At 57.6% G+C, this 21,997-nt stretch carries 24 protein-coding genes; 18 read left to right on the top strand and 6 right to left on the bottom strand.

Annotated elements, in window-relative coordinates:
• Positions 1-16 precede the first annotated feature (16 nt).
• Positions 17-562 (top strand): DUF2062 domain-containing protein, encoded by a 546-nt coding sequence (locus J122_RS02660; protein WP_061331005.1) that lies wholly within the window; start codon positions 17-19, stop codon positions 560-562.
• Here J122_RS02660 and J122_RS02655 read toward each other — a convergent pair.
• Both J122_RS02655 and J122_RS02650 read right to left on the bottom strand, forming a co-directional pair.
• A complete protein-coding gene (locus J122_RS02655; RefSeq protein WP_061331004.1) occupies positions 550-1,257 on the bottom strand; it encodes an ABC transporter ATP-binding protein in 708 nt (235 codons plus the stop codon). The two genes, J122_RS02660 and J122_RS02655, sit on opposite strands and share 13 nt — an antisense overlap.
• Positions 1,250-2,494 (bottom strand): lipoprotein-releasing ABC transporter permease subunit, encoded by a 1,245-nt coding sequence (locus J122_RS02650; protein WP_061331003.1) that lies wholly within the window; start codon positions 2,492-2,494, stop codon positions 1,250-1,252. The genes J122_RS02655 and J122_RS02650 overlap by 8 nt, the downstream gene beginning before the upstream one ends.
• Positions 2,495-2,615: 121 nt before the next feature.
• On the opposite strand from J122_RS02650, the gene J122_RS02645 reads away from it, so the two are divergent.
• The 9 genes from J122_RS02645 (at position 2,616) to infA (ending at position 9,453) form a co-directional block, all read left to right on the top strand.
• Complete coding sequence (locus J122_RS02645; protein WP_061331002.1) at positions 2,616-3,206, top strand: PilZ domain-containing protein; 591 nt, start codon at positions 2,616-2,618, stop codon at positions 3,204-3,206.
• 102 nt (positions 3,207-3,308) lie between these two features.
• Positions 3,309-3,611, top strand: a complete 303-nt coding sequence (locus tag J122_RS02640) for a hypothetical protein (RefSeq protein WP_061331001.1) — start codon at positions 3,309-3,311, stop codon at positions 3,609-3,611.
• Between the two features lie 100 nt (positions 3,612-3,711).
• Positions 3,712-4,764 carry an agmatine/peptidylarginine deiminase gene (locus tag J122_RS02635; RefSeq protein ID WP_082780493.1) on the top strand — a complete coding sequence of 351 codons (1,053 nt, stop codon included), beginning with the start codon at positions 3,712-3,714 and terminating at the stop codon, positions 4,762-4,764.
• The gene (locus tag J122_RS02630) at positions 4,761-5,684 is read left to right on the top strand and encodes a carbon-nitrogen hydrolase (RefSeq protein WP_061330999.1); all 924 of its coding nucleotides are present in this window, start codon (positions 4,761-4,763) and stop codon (positions 5,682-5,684) included. The genes J122_RS02635 and J122_RS02630 overlap by 4 nt, the downstream gene beginning before the upstream one ends.
• A gap of 7 nt (positions 5,685-5,691) precedes the next feature.
• Positions 5,692-6,603 carry an AAA family ATPase gene (locus J122_RS02625; protein WP_061330998.1) on the top strand — a complete coding sequence of 304 codons (912 nt, stop codon included), beginning with the start codon at positions 5,692-5,694 and terminating at the stop codon, positions 6,601-6,603.
• Positions 6,604-6,755: 152 nt separating this feature from the next.
• On the top strand, positions 6,756-7,709 hold the full coding sequence (trxB, locus tag J122_RS02620) for a thioredoxin-disulfide reductase (RefSeq protein ID WP_061330997.1): 954 nt from the start codon (positions 6,756-6,758) through the stop codon (positions 7,707-7,709).
• Between the two features lie 16 nt (positions 7,710-7,725).
• Entirely contained in the window at positions 7,726-8,439 is a 714-nt protein-coding gene (gene aat, locus J122_RS02615; protein WP_061330996.1) for a leucyl/phenylalanyl-tRNA--protein transferase, read from the top strand.
• The gene (locus J122_RS02610) at positions 8,440-9,153 is read left to right on the top strand and encodes an arginyltransferase (RefSeq protein WP_061330995.1); all 714 of its coding nucleotides are present in this window, start codon (positions 8,440-8,442) and stop codon (positions 9,151-9,153) included.
• A gap of 81 nt (positions 9,154-9,234) precedes the next feature.
• On the top strand, positions 9,235-9,453 hold the full coding sequence (gene infA / locus J122_RS02605; RefSeq protein WP_058089554.1) for a translation initiation factor IF-1: 219 nt from the start codon (positions 9,235-9,237) through the stop codon (positions 9,451-9,453).
• 78 nt (positions 9,454-9,531) lie between these two features.
• Here the strand turns inward: infA and J122_RS02600 are convergent, their stop codons facing one another.
• The 3 genes from J122_RS02600 to clpS all read right to left on the bottom strand — a co-directional run bounded on the left by J122_RS02600 (position 9,532) and on the right by clpS (position 13,470).
• Positions 9,532-10,581 (bottom strand): putative solute-binding protein, encoded by a 1,050-nt coding sequence (locus tag J122_RS02600; protein ID WP_227510066.1) that lies wholly within the window; start codon positions 10,579-10,581, stop codon positions 9,532-9,534.
• 240 nt (positions 10,582-10,821) lie between these two features.
• Positions 10,822-13,092, bottom strand: coding sequence for an ATP-dependent Clp protease ATP-binding subunit ClpA (clpA, locus tag J122_RS02595; RefSeq protein WP_058089552.1), 2,271 nt, complete (start codon positions 13,090-13,092; stop codon positions 10,822-10,824).
• An 18-nt stretch (positions 13,093-13,110) separates the two neighbouring features.
• Positions 13,111-13,470 (bottom strand): ATP-dependent Clp protease adapter ClpS, encoded by a 360-nt coding sequence (clpS, locus tag J122_RS02590; protein WP_061330994.1) that lies wholly within the window; start codon positions 13,468-13,470, stop codon positions 13,111-13,113.
• 344 nt (positions 13,471-13,814) lie between these two features.
• Here clpS and J122_RS25990 point away from each other — a divergent pair, with 344 nt between their 5' ends.
• The 8 genes from J122_RS25990 (at position 13,815) to J122_RS24920 (ending at position 20,770) form a co-directional block, all read left to right on the top strand.
• Positions 13,815-14,126: a cold shock domain-containing protein gene (locus tag J122_RS25990; RefSeq protein WP_058089870.1), complete on the top strand. Its 312-nt coding sequence runs from the start codon at positions 13,815-13,817 to the stop codon at positions 14,124-14,126.
• Positions 14,127-14,258: 132 nt separating this feature from the next.
• Entirely contained in the window at positions 14,259-14,888 is a 630-nt protein-coding gene (locus J122_RS02580; protein WP_061330993.1) for a pseudouridine synthase, read from the top strand.
• 2 nt (positions 14,889-14,890) lie between these two features.
• Positions 14,891-15,340, top strand: coding sequence for an NUDIX hydrolase (locus J122_RS02575; protein WP_061330992.1), 450 nt, complete (start codon positions 14,891-14,893; stop codon positions 15,338-15,340).
• 50 nt (positions 15,341-15,390) lie between these two features.
• Complete coding sequence (gene mnmA, locus J122_RS02570) at positions 15,391-16,569, top strand: tRNA 2-thiouridine(34) synthase MnmA (protein ID WP_061330991.1); 1,179 nt, start codon at positions 15,391-15,393, stop codon at positions 16,567-16,569.
• Positions 16,566-17,186, top strand: a complete 621-nt coding sequence (gene hflD / locus J122_RS02565) for a high frequency lysogenization protein HflD (RefSeq protein WP_058089547.1) — start codon at positions 16,566-16,568, stop codon at positions 17,184-17,186. Before mnmA ends, hflD begins: the two co-directional genes overlap by 4 nt.
• Before the next feature lie 81 nt (positions 17,187-17,267).
• Entirely contained in the window at positions 17,268-18,635 is a 1,368-nt protein-coding gene (purB, locus tag J122_RS02560) for an adenylosuccinate lyase (RefSeq protein WP_061330990.1), read from the top strand.
• A gap of 14 nt (positions 18,636-18,649) precedes the next feature.
• A complete protein-coding gene (locus tag J122_RS02555; protein ID WP_058089545.1) occupies positions 18,650-19,801 on the top strand; it encodes a cupin domain-containing protein in 1,152 nt (383 codons plus the stop codon).
• A gap of 3 nt (positions 19,802-19,804) precedes the next feature.
• Positions 19,805-20,770 carry a GNAT family N-acetyltransferase gene (locus J122_RS24920; RefSeq protein ID WP_061330989.1) on the top strand — a complete coding sequence of 322 codons (966 nt, stop codon included), beginning with the start codon at positions 19,805-19,807 and terminating at the stop codon, positions 20,768-20,770.
• Here the strand turns inward: J122_RS24920 and J122_RS02545 are convergent.
• The gene (locus tag J122_RS02545; protein ID WP_058089869.1) at positions 20,759-21,769 is read right to left on the bottom strand and encodes a LysR family transcriptional regulator; all 1,011 of its coding nucleotides are present in this window, start codon (positions 21,767-21,769) and stop codon (positions 20,759-20,761) included. The two genes, J122_RS24920 and J122_RS02545, sit on opposite strands and share 12 nt — an antisense overlap.
• Positions 21,770-21,997 lie beyond the last annotated feature (228 nt).

Below are 21,997 nucleotides of genomic sequence, written 5' to 3'. Positions count from 1 at the left end.
ACAGGCCGAACTTCCTATGCCCAAGAAGTTCATGAAACGGTATCTGCCTTCCCCGGAAAAAGTGCAATCCATCGAATCGTTGCGCTTTCTGGGCGATATCCTTCATGAACCCAACCTGTGGCACATCAACCGGCACAGTGTGTCTCGCGCGTTCCTGATCGGGCTATTTCTCAGTTTTATCCCGATGCCATTCCAAATGGCGGCGGCAGCAGGCATGGCCATCTGGATCAATGCCAACCTGCCGTTGTCCGTCGCCCTGGTCTGGATCAGCAATCCGTTGACCATGCCGCCCATCTTTTACTTTAACTACAAAGTCGGCGCCTGGATTCTGGACCGCCCCGTGCTGGCTTTTGAGTTCCAGCTCTCCTGGTCCTGGCTGAGCAGCCGCCTGATGGAGATTGGCGTGCCGCTCTATGTTGGGTCAATTGTGGTGGCGACCGCTGCGGGTTGCAGCGCCTATTTGATCATCCAGTACCTTTGGCGGCGTAAAATCCGCACAGACTGGCAGGTTCGGCGCTTCTCGAGAAGAGCCTGCAAGAAGACCCGCAATCAGGCCTCCTGAACCAATCGCCCTTGCTCAAGTCGCAACACCCGACCGAGACTCCGCGCCATTCGCATATCGTGGGTGACCATCACAAAGGCAATGCCAGACTGCTCTCTCAAATCCTCAATCAGAGCCCTGATACCCTCGCCGGTATGCTCGTCCAGATTACCGGTTGGCTCGTCCATCAACACACATTGGGGCTCGTTGACCAGTGCCCGGGCAATGGCCACCCGCTGGCGCTCACCGCCAGACAGCTCGGAAGGCTTATGCTTCAATCGCTTGCCCAGGCCAACCCGGTCCAGCAATGCTTCGGCTTTCTGCCTGGCCACAGCCAGCGACTGACCGCCCAGTGCGCAGGGCATCATCACATTTTCCAACGCGGTGAACTCCGGCAACAGATGATGGAACTGGTAGACAAAGCCGAGGTGGCCATTGCGGAAACGTGCCCGGCCGGCCTCCGACAACCGGTGAATATCCTCACCACAGATATGAATCTGGCCGGATGATGGCCGGTCCAGGCCGCCAAGCAGATTCAGCAACGTGGTTTTGCCAGCACCACTGCTGCCCACGATGGCAACGGTTTCGCCTGCCGACACTTCCAGGGAAATGTCGGAGAAAATCGTCAATGTCTCGGGGCCCTGGTCGTAGGTTCGGGTAACCTGGCGGCAGTCGATGACCAAAGGCTTGCTGGTGGTCATTTCTACTTCACTCATAACGTAACGCCTCTGCCGGTTCGACCCTGGATGCCCGCCATGCCGGGTAGATGGTTGCCAGCAGGCTCATCACCATTCCGGCGCTGCTGATAATGGCCACATCCTGCCACTGCAACTGGGACGGCAGGTAACTGATGAAGTAGACGTCGGCACTCAGGAATTGATGCCCCATCAGTCCCTCAAGCCAGGAAATGAAACCACTGATATTCAGGGCTCCGAAGATTCCGAGCGCGGTTCCCATCAGGGTTCCAAAGATACCTATTACAGCGCCCTGAATGATGAAAATTCGCATAATGCGCCCGGGTGTCGCCCCCATGGTTCGCAGAATCGCGATGTCTGCGGTTTTGTCGGTGACTACCATGACCAGGGTGGAAACAATATTGAAAGCGGCCACGGCCACAATGAACATCAGCAACAGGCCAATCATGGTCTTTTCCATCCGGATAGCCTGGAACAGGTTGCCGTGAGTACGGGTCCAGTCAGATACGTAGTAACGCCCCCCCAGATCCAGCGCAACCTGGTTGACCACGCGTGGGGCCGCGAACAGGTCATCCACCAGCAGCCGCACGCCCTCAGCACGGCCACCGGTTCGCATCAGGCGGGCCGCATCGTCCATATGAATCAGCGCATAGTTGCCATCCAGCTCGGCACCGACACTGAATATGCCTTTGACGGTAAATCGTTTGAGTCTCGGCAGCACGCCGGCCGGGGTTACCGAGGCCTCGGGCAGGACAACCGTCAGTTTGTCTCCGACCTGGAGCCTGAGGCTGTTGGCCATCAGCCGACCGATGATAATGCCGAACTCTCCCGGCTTGAGTTCATCCAGGCTGCCTTCAATGAAGTGATTCTCAATGATCGATACCGTGGCTTCCTGCTCGGGCACAATGCCGCTTAACATCACTCCCCGAACATCACCTCCGCCAGTCACCATGCCCTGGCCCTGAATAAAGGGCGCGGCCGCCAGTACCCGTGGATGCTCCTGTACGCGGCGATCAATCTCCTCCCAGTCTTCCAGCGGGCCCGAAGCCCCCTGAATCGTGGCGTGGGGCACCATGCCCAGAATGCGCTGCTTCAATTCCCGGTCAAAACCATTCATGACGGACAACACGATGATCAGGACCGCCACGCCAAGCATCAGCCCGAGCATGGAAGTCAGCGATATAAAGGATATAAAGTGATTACGTCTCTTGGCTGCGGTATACCGCAAGCCGATATAGAACGATAAGGGTCTGAACATGGGGAGGTGCCTGTCGCTACCTTCTGGCCTGTCGTGGTTTGGTACCCCGGATCACTCGCGAGCCTCCGGGAAACTGCTAAACTACTCTTTACCAATAAAATTTCAGCCCGCCGGAGACCGAATGCCAGGCTCGCCTATCACGCCACCGATCACCGATGCCAAAGCCGACCGACGCGAGTATTTCCGGATCGAGGACCGTATTGGCCTTGAAATCCGCCGTCTCTCCGGGAACGCTGACAGCGAGCAGGATGATCCGTTCAATGGATCGCCACTGGAAAGCCTCAAAGCTGAATTCCGCCGGCTGGACCAGGACGTAAAAGCACACCTCGCCAGCCTGGCGGAACGTGACCGGCTACTGACCGGATTAATCAAATCCATGAACAGCAAGCTCGACACGCTGGCGCGCATTATCGCCTTTGAGCAAAATCCGTTGCAACCGGAGGACTGGCAGGATGTGACTCTCAGCGAGGGTGGCCTGTCGTTTTTCAGCAGCACCCCTGCCTGGAACCAGGGCGACCGTATTGCGGTACGTATGACCCTGCCACCGGAACTCTATCAACCTCAAGCCATTGCAGAAGTTCTGAGCGCAGAGGTAGATGATCGGGGCGGAGCAAGGGTTCACACCGAGTTCGTTCAACTTGACGACAGTAGCCGCCAACAAATTGCCCGCCATGTGATGCGTTGGCAAATCCGGCAGCGGCAAAAAGAGTAAACTTTGAAAAAACACTGACTTTTGCCCGTTTTTTCGGGATATTACGTTTTATCCATGTCCTGCGGTATCGTTCGCGGGAACCAGGCATTAATGGAGAACCCAATGAAGAACAAGCGAAACCTGATTACCGCCGTGGCACTGACGTCCCTGATGTCTGCCGGCCTGGCAACCAACCTGCAGGCCGAACAGCTGAAAATTCCCGTTGGCAGCCAGGCCGATCGCAGCCAGGTCAGCCTGCCGACCACCGGCATGACCCAGGCCTCGGTTCGCAACCGCTGGGGCGCTCCTCAGGATATCCAGGGGCCAGTAGGTGAGCCTCCAATCAGCCAGTGGCACTACTCCGATTTTATCGTCTATTTCGAACACGACCGGGTGCTACACACTGTCGTCAAGCGCAACCGCTAATCCCCCTCCGGACAAAGGTCCCATTTTTCCGCCCACGGCCTGACGTTGTGGCAATGGTCAGATAGAATGGCGGCTTTTGCGAACCAAGGTGACAAATACAGTGACATCCAAGCGAGTGTTGCCTGCGGAGTGGGCGCCCCAGAGCGCAGTCATGTTGACCTGGCCTCATCCGGGCACTGACTGGGCCCGGATAATGGACGAGGTTGAACCTGTCTTCCTGAACATTGCTCACCAGGTGCTTCGATTTGAGCATCTGGTGATCAGTTGTGAATTTGTGGCACGGCTGCAGAAACTCGGCCAGGAACTGAACCATTTCGCAGAAGAGAACGGCCTTCCGGGGCGTGTGATCACCGTCCCGGCACCTGCTAACGACACCTGGGCGCGGGATCATGGCCCGATAACGGTCGACACCGGCGACGGCCTCACCCTGCTGGACTTCCGGTTCAACGCCTGGGGTGGCAAGTTTCCGTGGGAAAAAGACAACGCGCTTAACCAGCACTTGGCGAATGCCGGCGTCTTTGGCGGCCATCGTTTGCAGTCTGTGGACTTCGTTCTGGAAGGCGGCTCCATCGAGTCCGACGGCCAGGGCACGGTCCTGACCACCAGCGAATGCATGCTGACACCGTCCCGAAATCCCTCCATGGACCGCTCGGCTATTGAACAGTTACTGTCGGAACTTCTGGGGGCCGATCGGATTCTCTGGCTGAACCACGGCTACCTGGCCGGTGACGATACGGATAGCCACATCGACACGCTGGCTCGATTCTGCGCCCCCGACCACATCTGCTACGTCACCTGCCCGGACGTAGCCGATGAACACTACAGTGCACTGGCAGCCATGGAAGAAGAACTGCAGGAGTTCCGGCAGAAGGATGGCAGCCCCTATCAACTGACTGCCCTGCCCTGGCCGGATGCCATCCATGATGAAGACGGCGAGCGCCTGCCCGCCACCTACGCCAACTTTCTGATCATCAATGGCGCGGTTCTGTTGCCTGTGTACGATGTACCGCAGGATCAGGAAGCCATCCGAATCATGGCCGACATTTTCCCTGACCGGGAGATTGTTGCGATCAACTGCCGCCCGCTGATCCAGCAGCACGGCAGCCTTCACTGTGTCACCATGCAGATTCCCGCAGGAGTGGTCACTCTATGACTAGCCGGCCCGAGAACCCGCAGCTGAAGATTGCGGCCATCCAGCAACAGTGCACCGACGACAAGGCCGCCAGCCTCGCCACGTCTGAGAAACTGATCCGTGAAGCCACCAAGGGCGGCGCACAACTGGTGGTGCTGCAAGAGTTGCATGCCACGCTGTATTTCTGCCAGACAGAAGACACAGACATTTTTGAACTGGCGGAGCCCATTCCCGGCCCCACCAGCAACCGGCTGGCAGATCTCGCCGGCGAACTGGAGATTGTTCTGGTCGGCTCCATCTTCGAACGGCGCATGAACGGCGTCTACCACAATACCTCGGTGGTGTTTGATACCGACGGCAGCCTGGCTGGCATCTACCGCAAGATGCACATCCCCGATGACCCGGGCTTCTACGAGAAATTCTATTTCACCCCCGGTGATGCCAGGTTCAATGATGGCCGCAGCGGCTTCACCCCGATCAACACCTCAATCGGAAAACTGGGCGTTCTGGTGTGCTGGGACCAGTGGTACCCGGAGGCAGCCCGCCTGATGGCGCTGGCCGGTGCTGATATCCTGATCTACCCCACCGCCATCGGTTGGGACATTACCGACGACCCAGCCGAACAGGCCCGGCAGTTGGAGGCCTGGGTCACAGTGCAAAGGGGCCACGCCGTCGCCAATAACCTGCCCGTTATTGCACCCAACCGGGTTGGCACCGAACCTGACCCCACTGGCCAGGGCGAGGGCATTCGATTCTGGGGTAACAGCTTTATCTGTGGCCCTCAGGGCGAGTTCCTGGCCAGGGGGGATGACCAGAGCGAGTGCATCCTGACCGCCACACTTGATCGCAGCCGCACCGAATCCGTTCGGCGCATCTGGCCGTATCTCCGTGATCGTCGCATTGATGCCTACGAAGACATTCTGAAACGGGTACTGGACTGAGGCCTGCATGAAACAAAAGATGGACAGCGTTGTTACCGAACTCAACAAAATACTGTTGGGCAAGGACACCCAGGTTCGGCTGGCCCTGTGTGGATTACTGGCCCGCGGCCACCTGCTGATCGAGGACATTCCCGGGATGGGCAAAACCACCCTGTCCCACGCCCTGGCCAAGATCATGGGCCTGAGTTATCAGCGCATCCAGTTCACCAACGATCTGCTACCCGCCGATGTTCTGGGCTATTCCATGTATGACAAGCAGGCCGGCAGCCTGGTATTTCATCCGGGCCCGATTTTTGCCCAGGTTGTACTGGCAGACGAGATCAACCGGGCCTCGCCCCGTACTCAAAGCGCGTTGCTGGAAGCCATGGAAGAGCGACAGGTGTCCATTGAGGGCGAAACCCGGCCACTGCCCTCGCCGTTTTTCGTGATTGCCACCCAGAACCCCATCGAACAGGGCGGCACCTTTCCGCTGCCCGAATCCCAGCTTGACCGCTTCCTGATGCGCCTGCGCCTGGGGTATCCGGATCCGAAGGCCGAGCGGGAACTGCTGGAAGGCGAGGATCGCAAGACCCTCACAGACAGGCTCCAGGCCATCCTCCCCCACGACCAACTGCAGGCACTGCAAGGTGCCGTGGACGAGGTCACTGCCAGCCCGGCCCTGCTGGATTACCTCCAGCGTCTGCTCGAACAAAGCCGTCGCATGCCCGGCCTGCTGTATGGCCTTTCCCCGAGGGCTGGCCTCGGTCTGCTCCGGGCCGCCAAAGCCTGGGCACTGATGGCAGGCCGCAACCATGTGCTGCCAGACGATATCCAGGCGGTCTTCCCGTCCGTTGCCGAGCATCGCCTCGAGCAGGGAGAGTCCGGCAAAAGCAAAGAAAGGGTCCGGCAGCTGCTGACCACCGTCTCAGTACTTGAATAATTCCGCAATGCCCATATAGCGAAGCTTAATTGGCCGCATTATCGGAAACGAATGGCAGCCTGGTTATTTCATGTTAGCCTTTCGACTTCTTAATTAATCAACAGTCCGCACGGCCGGACTGAACCTGACTCCTAATTACCAGCGAGCATTCCATGAGCGAAACCCGACACTCACGACTGATCATTCTTGGCTCCGGCCCGGCCGGCTACACCGCTGCCGTGTATGCGGCCCGCGCCAACCTGAACCCAACACTGATTACCGGTATTGAAGTGGGCGGTCAGCTCACCACCACCACCGATGTGGACAACTGGCCGGGCGATAACGATGGCGTTCAGGGCCCGGAACTGATGCAGCGCATGCAGATGCATGCTGAACGCTTCGAAACCAACATTATCTACGACACCATCAACGAAGCTGACCTGAACAACCGCCCGTTCCGGCTGAAAGGTGATGGCGGAGAGTACACCTGTGACGCCCTGATTATCGCCACAGGCGCATCTGCCATGTATCTCGGGCTGGAATCCGAGGAGAAGTTTAAAGGTCAGGGCGTGTCGGCTTGCGCCACATGCGATGGTTTTTTCTACCGGAAACAGAAAGTCGCGGTGATTGGTGGCGGCAATACGGCAGTGGAAGAGGCTTTGTATCTCTCCAACATCGCTGACGAGGTGACCCTGGTTCATCGCAGGGACAAACTGCGAGCCGAGAAGATCCTGCAGGATAAACTGTTCGAGAAAGCAGAAAACGGCAATGTGAAGATTGTCTGGAACCATACGTTGGACGAAGTTCTGGGCGATGGCACCGGCGTTACCGGCATGCGCATCCGGAGCATGGAAGACGGCAGCACTCAGGATATGGAACTGGCCGGTGTCTTCATCGCCATTGGCCACAAGCCCAACACCGGCCTGTTTGAAGGCCAGCTCGAGATGGATAACGGTTACATCCGCATCAATTCCGGGCTCAATGGCATGGCAACCCAAACCAGCATTCCCGGCGTGTTTGCCGCCGGCGACGTGGCTGATCATGTATACCGCCAGGCGGTTACTTCTGCCGGTTTTGGCTGCATGGCCGCCCTGGATGCTGAAAAATTCCTGGATCAACAGGACTGATCCAGGTAATCGCAACATGACGTCGCTACCCTGGCTGGACCCGGATCAGCTCTGGTTCCCCCCGGCAGACGAAGCACTGGACGACCCGGACGGCCTGCTGGCCCTGGGTGGCGACCTGTCATCAGAGCGACTGTTGCTGGCTTATCGCAACGGCATCTTTCCCTGGTTCAGTGACGACCAGCCCATCCTCTGGTGGTCGCCCAACCCACGGTGCGTGCTCCTCCCCAACGAGATTCATATCTCCCGTAGCCTGCGGCGCACCCTGAACCAGCGTCGTTTCGAGGTCACCGCCGATCAGTGTTTCAGCCGGATCATCCGCCTTTGCGCCAATACCCGTGCCGAGGGCACCTGGATCACCGATGACATGGTCACCGCGTACACTAGGCTACACCGGCAAGGCATCGCCCACTCCATTGAAATCTGGAATCAACAGGGCGAGCTGGCTGGCGGCATGTACGGCCTGGCCCTGGGGCGATGCTTCTTCGGAGAGTCGATGTTTTCTCTGGAGACCAATGCCTCCAAAGTGCTCATGGTACACCTTGCCAACCAACTGGCGGTCTGGGGCTACCAGATGATGGACTGCCAGGTTGAGAGCAGCCACCTGCTGAGCATGGGTGCCAGGGCTATCCCGCGGGCGGAATTTTTATCTATACTCAGGGCATGTGTGGATCGGAAAGCGGATCAGCCAGACTGGACATTCACCTGGCGCTGGCCCGGCCCGGAGGCATGAATGAGCAACCTCAGAACCCTGGTTTTCTTTGCAACACCAGCCCATGATTGCAGCTACCTGCCAGACCGCGAAGCCACCACCATGTTTGTGGACCCACGGGCCCACATCGACAAGAAACTCTACAGCCAGTTGACGGCCCTTGGCTTTCGTCGCAGCGGCTCACATTACTACCGCCCCCACTGTGAAGACTGCAATGCCTGTGTGCCTGTTCGCCTGAAAGTTGATGAGTTCAAGCCTGATCGCAATCAACGGCGGGTGCTGCGCAAAAACCAGGACCTCAGTTGCAGACTGGTGCCAGCCGCCTTCAGCGAGCGCTACTATCGCCTCTATGCCCACTATATAGAAGAACGCCATGAGGACGGAGACATGTACCCACCCTCCCGGGAGCAGTTCATGTCGTTTCTGGTAGAGGGGGCAACAGACTCCTGGTTCCTGGAGATTTCCCTGGACAGTGAACTGGTGGGGCTGGCCGCCGTGGATCTGCTGGACGATGGCCTGTCGGCCATCTACACCATATTCGCCCCGGAACTGGAACACCGAAGCCTGGGAACCTTTGCCGTGCTCTGGCAAATTGAAGAAGCCCGCCGGCGGGAATTGCCCCATCTTTATCTGGGGTACTGGATCAAAGAATGCCGGAAAATGAACTACAAAACCCGCTTTACCCCGATCGAAGCCCTGCGCGACGGCCACTGGCGAGAGATGCAATTGGACTGATTTTTGCCAAACGTTAAGAAATCAGGCAGAATTGCGCAATTTAAAATCACCGAAAGCATTCCCGAACGAGGTTTTTACTGAATGGCGAAATCAGATGTCATTGAAATGGAAGGGGTTATTATCGACACCCTTCCCAACACCATGTTCCGCGTTGAGCTGGCCAACGGTCACGTTGTAACCGCTCACATCTCAGGAAAAATGCGCAAGAACTACATCCGCATCCTGACAGGCGACAAGGTCAAGGTTGAGCTGACTCCCTATGACCTGAGCAAGGGCCGCATTGTGTACCGCGCCCGTTAATGCTCCAGTGACATCTGAAAAGCCCCGCTTCTGCGGGGCTTTTTTGTTAGATCTGGTAAGTCGGGCGTTCGCTGACCATCATTCGCGGTTCTGATCCGAGCATTCCATGGCACCCGGGTTTGTATAACAACGTATCTTGCGCAGAATCGTCATCATATCTTCGTGATAAACAGCGGCGGCCAACTGGGCCTCTTGCCCTTTATTCGACAGTAGATCTATGCGTACCTGCCTGAGCATTTCCTGATACTCCCGCATGTCCTCCGGACCAATATCCACCCACCGATCACTTGGTATACGGTCCTCGAATTGCCGAATAACCCTGATGGCATCCGGATAGAGCCGGGCCATCAGTTTCCGGGACTCCCGAACAAACTCGGGACTGAATGCACCTTCCCGCGCCACCAGCTGTATTGTCACCTGACCGACCGGGTAGCGAATGATGCCACCCCGATCGCCTGCCCCACGGAACATTTCAAGCACTTCCCAGGCCGCTGCCGGCGCATAGCTCATGTCAGCCTGACCTGAGTTGAAAACCCGGGCAAAGTTCGAGATCTTCGCCGGCACCGGCTCGGCACCCACAAACTCCACCATATGTCGGGCATCATGGTGGCCTTCAAAAACCGTGATGCGTTTACCCTTGAGCGCTTCAACGTGGTTAATGGCCCGGTCATTGACGAACAGGTAAGCCGCGCCCATGGGCGCGACACCAAGCACCTCATAGCCATCCTGGCTCAGGTGTCTCGCGATACGCGGGCTGGCAAGACCATGCAGCAAGACCCGCAAGTCTTCATAATAAGGTACGGCACCGATGGCGCTGATCGAACCGGTAAAATCGTTGAAATGCCGCACCCCCATATCGGTGAGTGCCACCAGGTCACACTGGCCCTCGCGAAAGTCCCTGATGGCCAGGTCTTCATCTGTGTAGGGCTGCATCACCAGAGACGTACCTGCGGAGACTGCGCCGCGCTGGTAATCACGAAGCAACTGATAGACAAAGCCGTTAGCGCCGGCCACATCAAACACGCAGAACTGCTTTCTTTCGGTAGCCGCCAGTGCCGGGCGAACCAGGAGCACCAACAGACCAAAAATCACTGCCAGGGTAAGGGGAAATTCACGGAACGTCCTCATTGGGCTGCTTCCTTATCGTTGTTATTGGCAAGCCGTGGCAAATCGCCACGCATTCTTTGCCTTAAACTGACAGAAGTTGCCCTGAAATGGATTGACAGCACGGCCAGGCGCTGGGGCCTGCTTCGGTCAACCGGTTAACAGCCAGCCCACCTGCACCAAGACAGCGCCCGTCAAGGCGCACCACAAAAAAACCGCTGCCGGGCATAGCCCGGCAGCGGCTTCCATTACCAACGATTGCGGTCAAACCGCTTCGGCTGGCTCGTCCTCATAGTCAAAGACCAGCTCATCATCCTTCAATTGAATGAACACGTCTCCGCCCTTCTCCGACAACCGGCCAAACAGGATCTGCTCAGCCAGCGGCCGCTTGATCTTGTCCTGAATCAGGCGAGCCATCGGTCTGGCACCCATGGTGACATCGTAGCCCTTCTCTGCCAGCCAGGATTTAGCCGCATGGTCCACGTGCAGCACCACGTGCTTCTCATCCAGCTGGGCCTGAAGTTCGGTCAGGAACTTGTCGACCACGTGGGTGATGGTTTCCTTCTGCAGGTCGGCAAACTGGATAATGCCGTCCAGGCGGTTACGGAACTCCGGCGTGAAGGTCTTGGTGATCACTTCCATGCCATCGGTGCTGTGGTCCTGCTCGCTGAAGCCAATGGAACGACGAGCCATACTCTCGGCACCGGCGTTGGTGGTCATCACAAGAATCACATGGCGGAAATCGGCCTTCCGACCGTTGTTGTCGGTCAGGGTACCGTGGTCCATCACCTGCAGCAGCAGGTTGAACACTTCCGGGTGCGCCTTTTCAATTTCATCCAGTAACAACACGCAGTGCGGGTGCTTGTTAACCGCCTCGGTCAGCAGGCCACCCTGGTCATAGCCGACATAACCGGGAGGCGCACCAATCAGCCGAGACACGGTATGCCGCTCCATGTACTCAGACATGTCGAACCGCACCAGCTCTATGCCAAGCACCTTCGCCAGCTGTTTGGTCACTTCTGTTTTACCAACCCCGGTTGGGCCCGCAAACAGGAAGGCGCCTTCCGGTTTCTCCGGCGCTTTCAAGCCGGCACGGGCCAGCTTGATCGCCGTGGCCAGAGATTCGATGGCCGGGTCTTGTCCGAATACCACCATTTTCAGATCGCGCTCAAGGTTACGCAGCAGATCCTTGTCGCTGGTGGACACGTTCTTCGGCGGAATCCGGGCGATGTTCGCGACCACGTCTTCGATGTCGGTAACATCAATGGTCTTCTTGCGCTTGTCTTCCGGCTGCAGGCGCTGCCTTGCGCCGGCTTCGTCGATCACATCGATGGCCTTGTCTGGCAGATGCCTGTCGGTGATGTAGCGGTCCGCCAGCTCAGCAGCCACCCGAAGCGCCTTGTCGGTGTACTTCAGGTCGTGGTGCTTCTCGAAGCTCGGCTTCAGCCCTTTGAGAATCTGGTAGGTATCCTCGACACTTGGCTCGTTCACATCGATCTTCTGGAAGCGACGTGCCAGAGCACTGTCTTTCTCAAAGATGCCGCGGAACTCCTGGAAGGTGGTGGAGCCGATGCAACGCAACTCCCCGGAGCTCAGCATGGGCTTGAGCAGGTTGGACGCATCCATCACCCCGCCCGAGGCCGAACCTGCCCCAATAATGGTGTGGATCTCGTCAATAAACAGAATGGCGTGATTCTGCTTCTTCAGATCACTCAGCAAGCCCTTCAGGCGCTTCTCAAAATCGCCCCGGTACTTGGTGCCCGCCAGCAGGGCGCCCATATCCAGGGAATACACCACCGCATCGGAAATGATCTCCGGTACCTGGCCATCCACAATTCGCTTGGCCAGTCCTTCGGCAATAGCGGTCTTGCCAACACCGGCCTCGCCCACCAACAACGGATTGTTCTTGCGACGACGCACCAGTATCTGGACCACACGCTCTACTTCGTGCTCGCGACCAATCAACGGGTCGATGCGGCCCTGACGGGCCTGCTCGTTCAGATTGGTGGCATAGCTTTCCAGCGGCCTGGACTGGGAGCCTTCCTCGCCGGCCTCTTCATGGGCAGCATGGTCCGCGCCTTCCTGGTCTTCCGCGCCCTGAACCCGGGAGATACCGTGGGAAACGAAATTGACCACATCAATCCGGGCGATGCTCTGCTTCTTCAGGACATATACCGCCTGGCTCTCCTGCTCGCTGAAGATAGCCACCAGTACATTGGCACCGGTCACCTCTTTTTTGCCAGAGGACTGGACGTGGAATACCGCTCGCTGCAGCACGCGCTGGAATCCCAGCGTTGGCTGGGTTTCACGCTCGCTGTCTGTGCTTGGAATTAATGGTGTAGTGGAGTCGACAAATTCGACCAGTTCATCTTCAAGGCGCTTGAGATCTGCACCACAGGCTTTGAGGACACCCACCGCCGATTCGTTATCGAGGAGAGCCAGCAACAAATGCTCGACCGTCATGAATTCATGGCGCTTATCACGGGCATTTTTGAAGGCCGTATTCAGCGTAATTTCCAGATCTTTGCTCAGCATGGGCCACCCCGCCGTCTATCAGTCCGCACGTTCAATCTCGCAAAGGAGCGGATGCTCGCATTCCGAAGAATACTGGTTCACCTGTGCCGCCTTTGTTTCCGCGATGTCACGGGTATATACCCCACATACGGCTTTTCCCTGCGTATGGACGAGCAGCATCACCTGCGTCGCCTTTTCTTCGTTCATTCCGAAGAACTTCATCAGTACATCCACCACGAAATCCATGGGTGTGTAGTCATCGTTCAGGAGCACAACCCGATACCGGGCCGGGCGCTTCAGAGCTGGCTTCTCGGGCGCAACACTAACACCTTCATGACGCCCGGGCTGTTCGTCCTCCCCCTGATTAAATACTAGTAGAGAATTCTCAATTGTCCGCATGGTTCTGTTTACCGGTTATTCGGTTTCCTGACTAAATGTGGTTGCCCGCAACCCGGTTTTCAAGCGAAAGCCCGGTTCAAGCGTGAGTTATTTATCAATACGGACATGATACCGCTTCCGGACCTTGTTGAACCACTCATTCGGCGACTACTGCCCCTTGACTCGAGCCCGGGTTTGGCCGACAGTTAAGGTGCATTGTAAAATAATGTAAACCTGTGCAACCGGCATGTAACAGCAAGCGACACCTGCCATGCCGAATCGCACCATTTATGACCCGGCCCGTCCGGGTCTCAGGCAGCAATTCCAATAATAAGAGTGACAGCAAAGGAACAGGGGAGTTCATCATGCCTAGAGGCAAGGTCAAATGGTTCAACAACGCCAAGGGATACGGCTTTATCATCGAAGACGGCTGCAGCGATGACCTGTTCGCCCACTTCTCTTCGGTGCAAATGGACGGCTACAAAACGCTGAAAGCTGGCCAGGCGGTCACCTTTGAGAAAAAGCCCAGTGACAAAGGGGTGCACGCCGTCAATATCGTTCCTGACGAAACTCAGGCGAAGCAGCCCTCTGAAATTGGGGGCAAACAGTCTGAGCCGTCCTCCCGGGACCAATCGTCAGGCCGGGACGGATATCCGCCCAGAGCCGTTAACGCCTGAGAAGGCGCCTTGGCCAATCACTCTCACCTGCCAGTTCAGCTGGCAGGTACGTTTTTTTATGCTTTTTTCACAGGGTTTTATCCTTTACGCTTGCCGCTTTCGAGCACCCGTTAGCGAGACAGGACCCCGTGCATGGCGGAGCTGATTCTTTTCAACAAGCCATTTCAGGTATTAAGTCAGTTCACCGACGAACGCCAGAACAACCCCCGCGCAACACTTGCCGACTGGATCAAGAAACCCGGCTTCTACCCCGCTGGCCGGTTGGACTACGACTCTGAAGGCTTGCTTCTGCTGACCAATCACGGCCCCCTGCAACATCGAATTGCCGCACCTGACAACAAAATGCCAAAAACCTACTGGGTTCAGGTGGATGGTGAGATTTCCCAGCAGGCCATTGAGCAGCTTTGTCAGGGTGTCAAGCTGAAAGATGGGTTAACCCGGCCCGCTACAGCCCGCCGAATGAACGAACCGACCGTCTGGCCCAGGGTTCCGCCAGTCCGGCACCGGGAAACCATTCCGACCAGCTGGCTTGAGCTCACCATCACCGAAGGCCGTAACCGCCAGGTACGGCGCATGACAGCAGCCGTTGGCTACCCTACCCTTAGACTTATTCGGTACCGGATTGGTGACTGGACACTCGACAATCTCGAGCCCGGGCAGTATCGGCTTGAGACCGTGCACCTGCCTGACAGCCCGGCAACCGGCAAACCGAAACCCGGCCGCCCGAAATCCCGGCCGGTCAGACACAGGAGACCTCGTTAACCATGACCTGGAAACCCCATGCCACCGTCGCCGTTGTGGTCGAAAACGAACAGGGTCAGTTCCTGCTGGTTGAGGAAATCAGCAACGGCAAAGTGGTGTTCAATCAACCAGCGGGCCACATTGAAGAAAACGAAGCCGTGCTGGATGCGGTGTGCCGTGAAACCCTGGAAGAGACCGGCTGGGAAGTGGAGCCTCAGTTCTTTTTGGGCGTATACACTTATAAAGCACCGGCCAACGGCGTTACCTATCACCGCTTTTGCTACGCCGCCCGCGCGACAAAGCAGGTCACCACGGAGCTGGACACCGGCATTATTCAGCCGCACTGGCTCAGCATTGAAGAAATTCGGGGACTCGGCGACAAGCTCCGCAGCCCTTTGGTGCTGCGCTGTATCGAGGATTACCGAAATGGCCGGCAATTCCCCCTCGATGTAGTGGTGGATGACCAGACGTAATCACCACAAGATGATAAAATCGCCGTTTTCAACCGGCTACCGAAAGGCTCATGATCCAGAATCCTGACTCCAGTACTCCCAAGAACACCCGCGTGATTGTCGGCATGTCCGGCGGCGTGGACTCCTCTGTTGCCGCCTGGCTGTTGAAAGACCAGGGCTACCAGGTGGAAGGCCTGTTCATGAAAAACTGGGATGAAGACGACGGTACTGAGTACTGCACCGCCATGACCGACCTCGCCGATGCCCAGGCAGTGGCGGATGCCATTGGTATCAAGCTGCACACCGCCAGTTTTGCGGCTGAATACTGGGACCGGGTGTTTGAGCACTTTCTGTCAGAATACAGCGCAGGGCGCACCCCCAACCCGGACATCCTGTGCAATAAGGAAGTGAAATTCCGGGCGTTTCTGGATTATGCCGTCACCCTGGGTGCCGACTACATCGCTACCGGCCACTACACCCGCCAGCGCCCTCTTAATGATGGCACTGGAAAGGCTCAACTGCTGAAGGGTCTGGACCCCAACAAGGATCAGAGCTACTTCCTGCACGCGGTGTCTGGTGACCGTATTGCGCGCACCCTGTTCCCGGTAGGAGAGCTGGAAAAACCGGAAGTTCGCCGTATTGCCGAGGAACAAGGCTTTGTTACCCACGACAAAAAAGATTCTACCGGTATCTGCTTCATCGGCGAGCGCAAGTTCACCGACTTCCTGAAACAGTACCTGCCGGCCCAGCCCGGCGACATCGAAACACCGGATGGCAAAGTGATCGGCAAACATCAGGGCCTGATGTATCACACCATCGGCCAGCGCCAGGGGCTGGGTATCGGCGGCCTCGCGGAATTTGGTGACGAGCCCTGGTATGTGGCTGAAAAAAACCTGTCCCGCAATGTACTGATTGCCGTTCAGGGCAAGAACCACCCACTGTTGTTTTCCCGCGGCCTTGTGTCTGGCGCCATTGACTGGGTGGCCGGTGAGCCGCCCGCCCAGAGCTTCCGCTGCAAAGCAAAAACCCGCTATCGCCAGCCAGATCAGGACTGCGAAGTGACCGTTATCGAAGGCGGCGTCAAAGTGGTCTTTGACGATGCCCAGCGGGCCGTCACCCCCGGCCAGTCAGTGGTGTTCTATCAGGGCGATGTCTGCCTGGGCGGCGGCGTGATCGAACAAACCTGGCGGGATGGCGAAGCGCTGCCATCACGGCTGGAGCTAACTGTCGATGCAGGGGCCCGCGCATGAGCAAATCCCTGCACGACCAGACCCTGGCGTTGGCTGGCCTGTTCCAGGCAGCAGCACTGGTGCGGCAGATTGCCCATAATGGCAGCTGTAGCGACGAGTCCCTGGAAACCTGCATACGCTCTCTGTTCGCCACCGATCCCGCGTCCACCCTGGATGTTTACGGGGGCGAATTGTCCGACATCCGTGAAGGCCTGGAGGCCCTGTCTACCTCACTGGCGCAACAGAGCCGCCCACAGGACGTCGAGATATTGCGATACGTGCTGAACCTCGTTCATCTCGAGTCCAAACTCAAACGCGACGGCGACATGCTCGATGTGATTGGCAGCCGGATTGAACAGGCACGGCATACCGCCAGCCACTTCGGATACACCCACAGCAACCTGATCGGCAATCTGGCGTCCATTTACACAGACACCATCAGCACGTTCCGCCTACGCATTCAGGTCAGCGGCAACCCCCAGGTGCTGCAACGGGAAGAAAATGCAGCGAAGGTCCGCGCCCTGTTGCTGGCTGGTATCCGCTCGGCAGTGCTCTGGCGTCAGAGCGGCGGCCACCGCTGGCAGCTGATCTTCAAACGCAAAAAGGTCATCATGCACGCCCGGGAGTTGCTGCGCTGATTCGCGGCGCCCTCTGGTGTATCATTAGCGCCTTCATATATTTCCGATCCGATTTTTCTTTGATGAACTGAGAGGTTTTCGATGGAACTCACCGCCCTGACCGCCATTTCCCCGGTCGATGGTCGCTACGGCAGTAAAGTCAGCGTATTTCGCAGCATCTTCAGTGAATACGGCCTGATCCGTAACCGGGTAACTGTCGAAATCCGCTGGTTGCAGAAACTGGCCGCTCACCCGGCCATTACCGAAGTGCCGGCATTCTCCGACGAAGCCAACGCCTTCCTGGACAAAATGGTCAGCGAATTCAGCCTGGCTGACGCCGAGCGCATCAAGGACATCGAACGCACCACCAACCACGATGTCAAAGCGGTCGAGTACCTGATCAAAGAAAAGATCGCCGATGTGCCCGAGCTGCACGCGGTGACCGAATTCGTCCACTTTGCCTGCACTTCCGAAGACATCAACAACCTGTCTCACGGGCTGATGCTGCGCGAAGGCCTGGACCACGGCCTGTTGCCGGCCATGGACAAAGTCGTCGACAAACTGGCCGAACTGGCCAAGGAACATGCCGAACAGCCCATGCTGTCCCGCACCCACGGACAAACCGCGTCTCCCACCACCGTCGGCAAGGAACTGGCCAACGTGGTGTATCGCCTGCGCCGCCAGTTGATGCAAATCCGCGAAGTGGAAATCATGGGCAAGATCAACGGTGCGGTCGGCAACTACAACGCCCATCTGTCCGCCTATCCGGATGTGGACTGGGCAGCCAACGCCGAAGAGTTCATTGAGAGCCTGGGCCTGGACTGGAACCCGTACACCACTCAGATCGAGCCCCACGACTACATCGCCGAACTGTATGACGCCATTGCCCGCTTCAATACCATCCTGATCGATCTGGACCGGGACATCTGGGGTTACATCTCCCTGGGCTACTTCAAACAGAAGACAGTGGCCGGCGAGATTGGCTCCTCCACCATGCCCCACAAGGTAAACCCCATCGACTTCGAGAACTCCGAGGGCAACCTGGGCATCGCCAACGCGCTCTTCAGCCACCTGTCTGCCAAGCTGCCAATCTCCCGCTGGCAGCGTGACCTGACCGACTCCACAGTGCTGCGTAATCTGGGCGTGGGCTTTGCTCACAGCCTGATTGCCTATGAGGCTACCCTGAAGGGCCTGAGCAAACTGGAAATCAACCCGGCCCGCCTCAACGAAGACCTGAACAACGCCTGGGAAGTGCTGGCCGAGCCGATCCAGACCGTGATGCGCCGTTACAACATCGAAAAACCCTACGAAAAGCTCAAAGACTTGACCCGTGGCAAAGCCATGAGCCCGGAAGTCATCAAGAATTTCGTCGAAACACTGGATATTCCGGAGCACGCCAAGGCCGAACTGCGCGCCCTGACACCGGATACCTACATTGGTAATGCCGTCGAACAGGCCGGCAATATTTAACCTGGAGCAACACCATGGACATGCTTGGCGGACTGACAGCTTCTGAATTTCTGCGGGACTACTGGCAGAAGAAGCCGCTGGTTATCCGTCAGGCATTTCCCGGCTTCCGGTGTCCGGTCAGTCCGGACGAACTGGCCGGGCTAGCCTGTGAGGAAGCAGTGGAATCTCGCATCGTGATCGAGAACGATGCCGGTAAACCCTGGCAACTGCACAACGGTCCTTTCAACCCGGACCGCTTCAGTGACTTGCCGGAACAGGACTGGACCTTACTGGTTCAGGGCCTGGACCACTGGGTACCGGAGATTGCCGACCTGCTCGACAACTTCCGCTTCATTCCCAACTGGCGTCTGGATGACATCATGGCCAGCTACGCCCCGAAAGGTGGCAGCGTTGGCCCTCACTACGACATGTATGATGTTTTCCTGCTGCAGGCCCAGGGCCACCGGCGCTGGACGTTCGGCGGCCACTGTGACCATACCTCGCCGAGAGTAGAAGGCACCCCACTGCGCATCCTGAGCAGCTGGGATGGCGAGGAAACCGTCACCCTGGCCCCGGGCGACATGCTGTACCTGCCCCCGGGTATAGGCCACCACGGCGTGGCTGAAGACGACTGTATTACTCTGTCCGTGGGTTTTCGTGCCCCGACCATCGATGACTTGCTCACCAGTTTTACCGATTTTCTCAGTCAGAAAGAAAAAGCCGCCGAGCATCTGGATGACCCGGACCTTCGAGTACAGGACAACCCCGGTACCATCGGCCCGGAGGTCATCAACCGCCTGGACACCATCATCCGTGAACAACTGGGTGATCGCCGCAACCTGGCCCTGTGGTTTGGCCAGTTCGCCACCGCTCCCAAGAGCCTGGAAATTGTGGTGCCGGCGGATGAACCTGCAGAAGCAGAAGATCTGGCTGAAGCCATCCGCGCCGGCGAGCAACTGCGCTGGAACGAGGGTTCCCGCTTCGCCTATCATGAACTGGACAGTGAAACTGCCCTGTTTGTGGATGGCGAACAATACCTTCTGAAAGGCGATGCCCGGCCACTGGCGCCACTACTCTGCGCCAGCGCCAGGATGAATATGGCCGCGCTGGCAGAGTTTGCCGGCGACGAGGCCTTGCTTGGCCTGCTAACCAATCTGTACAACCAGGGCTCGGTGTATTTCGAGTAAGCCATGAACCTGAGATTCCGAAAATACAGCTGGCAACTGGCGCCATCATCCATCAGGGACATCCGCCAACGGGTGTTCGTTGAGGAACAGCAGGTGCCACCGGAGCTGGAGTGGGACGACACCGACGAGATTGCTGACCATTACCTGGCGGTGGATGACAGCAACACACCGGTGGCTACCGCTCGCCTTTTCTCCACAATGGAGGAAACCGGTTACATCGGTCGTATGGCGGTGTTACCGGAGTATCGTGGCCTGGGGGCTGGTGATGCCCTGCTCAGACACCTGCTGGCCGAATCCGCTGGTCGCTTCCAGGAACTGAAACTCTCCGCCCAGCAGCACGCCACCGGGTTCTACCAACGCTTCGGCTTTCACATCTGCTCGGATATCTATGATGACGCTGGCATTCCCCATCTGGATATGCGCTGCCTGGCTCCCACACTGGCCAGTCATCCAGGTGATCAACGCGCGAAGCCACTGATTCTTGGCGAGGATTCCGAAAGCTGGCTGTTCGGCGATGAAAGCACCATGCTGGAATTGATGGACTCATTGGTCGCCCAAGCCGGCCAACGCATATGGCTGTATGACGACGTGCTTGATCACGGCCTCTACGACCGCTACCCGTTACGGGAACTGATCTCTGCGGTGGCTCGCCGGCACCGGCTTAGCGAAGTGCGCATCCTGATTCACGATGACAAGCCGTTGGTTAAACGCCGGCACCAACTGGTAGAGCTGATGCGCCGGCTCACCAGCCGGATTGAGCTGCGGTTGGTCAACACCGATTATCCGATGGAAAACCAGCCGTTCCTGCTGGCAGACCGTGAGGGTGTACTGTACCGCCACGATTTCAATAAGCCGGAAGGCTTCGCCAATTTTGCCAACCCGGGCCGGGTCAAGCTCATGGAGGAAGCCTTCCAGCGCATGTGGGATGCTGGCCGGGGCTCGCTGGAACTTCGGGAACTACCGCTCTGAATGCAGCCCCGGGGTAGCTTGTGGCGACTCAAATCTGGCACCGAAGGGTGCAAACTCCTCGTCCACTTCTTCCGCCACCTCGGCAATCAGCTTACGCAACCATTGATGATCGCTGTTGTGCTGCAGTAATGGACTCCAGGCCATTTTCAGCTCGAACGGCGGAATCTCGAACGGTGGCACCTTCACCACCAGGTTCGGGTTGTCTTTCTGCAACCAGGCCGCGCGAGATGGCAGAGTGGCAATCAGGTCATGCTGCTCCGCCAGCAACATGGCCACCTGATAATGCCGGGTGAAAACCGAGATCTGCCGCTTGCGGCCCATTCGCCCCAAGGCTTCGTCTACCCACCCCAGCCGCTGGACATCCTTGGGGTTCACCCCCACGCCCACACCAAAACCGGTTTTACTGACCCAGATATGGCTGGCATCCAGGTAGGTATCCAGGGTAAACGGCTCTTTAAGAATGGGATTACGGGCATTCATCAGGCAGGCAAAATACTCGATCCACAAGGTTTTCTGGTGGAACGATTGAGGAATCTTGTCGAAACGGTTGATGGCCATATCCAGCCGGCCCTGCTCCACATCCAGAAAGCTCACGTCGCTGGGGGTCAGCACGTCCAGGGTAACGTGGGGCGCCTCCTGGCGAATCCGCCGCAACACCCTGGGCATCAGACAGGATTCCGCGTAGTCACTGGCCATGATACGGAATACCCGCTGGCTCTCCTGGGCAGCAAAGGGGGTTTTCTCCTGCACCGCCTGTTCAATGTCCGACAGAATGCCACGGACCAACGGCTGCAGTTCCCGGGCCCGCTCCGTGGCTGTCATGCCTTCACTGGTACGCACCAGCAACGGGTCGCCAAACAGATCCCGTAACCGGCGCAAACCGTTGCTCATAGCAGGCTGGGTGATGCCCAGATGATTGGCGGCCTTGGTGACATTGCGTTCACGCAGCAGCACGTCAAGGTATACAAGCAGATTGAGATCTACCCGGGAAATGTCCATGCAAAAAATCCTGGAAAGCAGAGTGGCGGCACCGGTCTGGCCCGCCCACACATTCACCAGACCAATATACAGGAAACCCACAATTCATTAAATGAATGAAGTATTTCCTGTACTTACAACCGGAAACGGACGATTGCCCAGATTTCTGCTAGGCTTTCAGGGCGTTACCCAATAATATCTGACAATTAGAGGCGCGCCCGCAAAGGCGGTCCGTTCACTGTAATCCGG

This window comes from Marinobacter excellens LAMA 842 (genome assembly GCF_001574445.1).
GTDB lineage: Bacteria > Pseudomonadota > Gammaproteobacteria > Pseudomonadales > Oleiphilaceae > Marinobacter > Marinobacter shengliensis.
The sequence above is the reverse complement of the archived record's forward strand: the minus strand, read 5'-3'. Positions and strand labels throughout refer to the sequence as shown.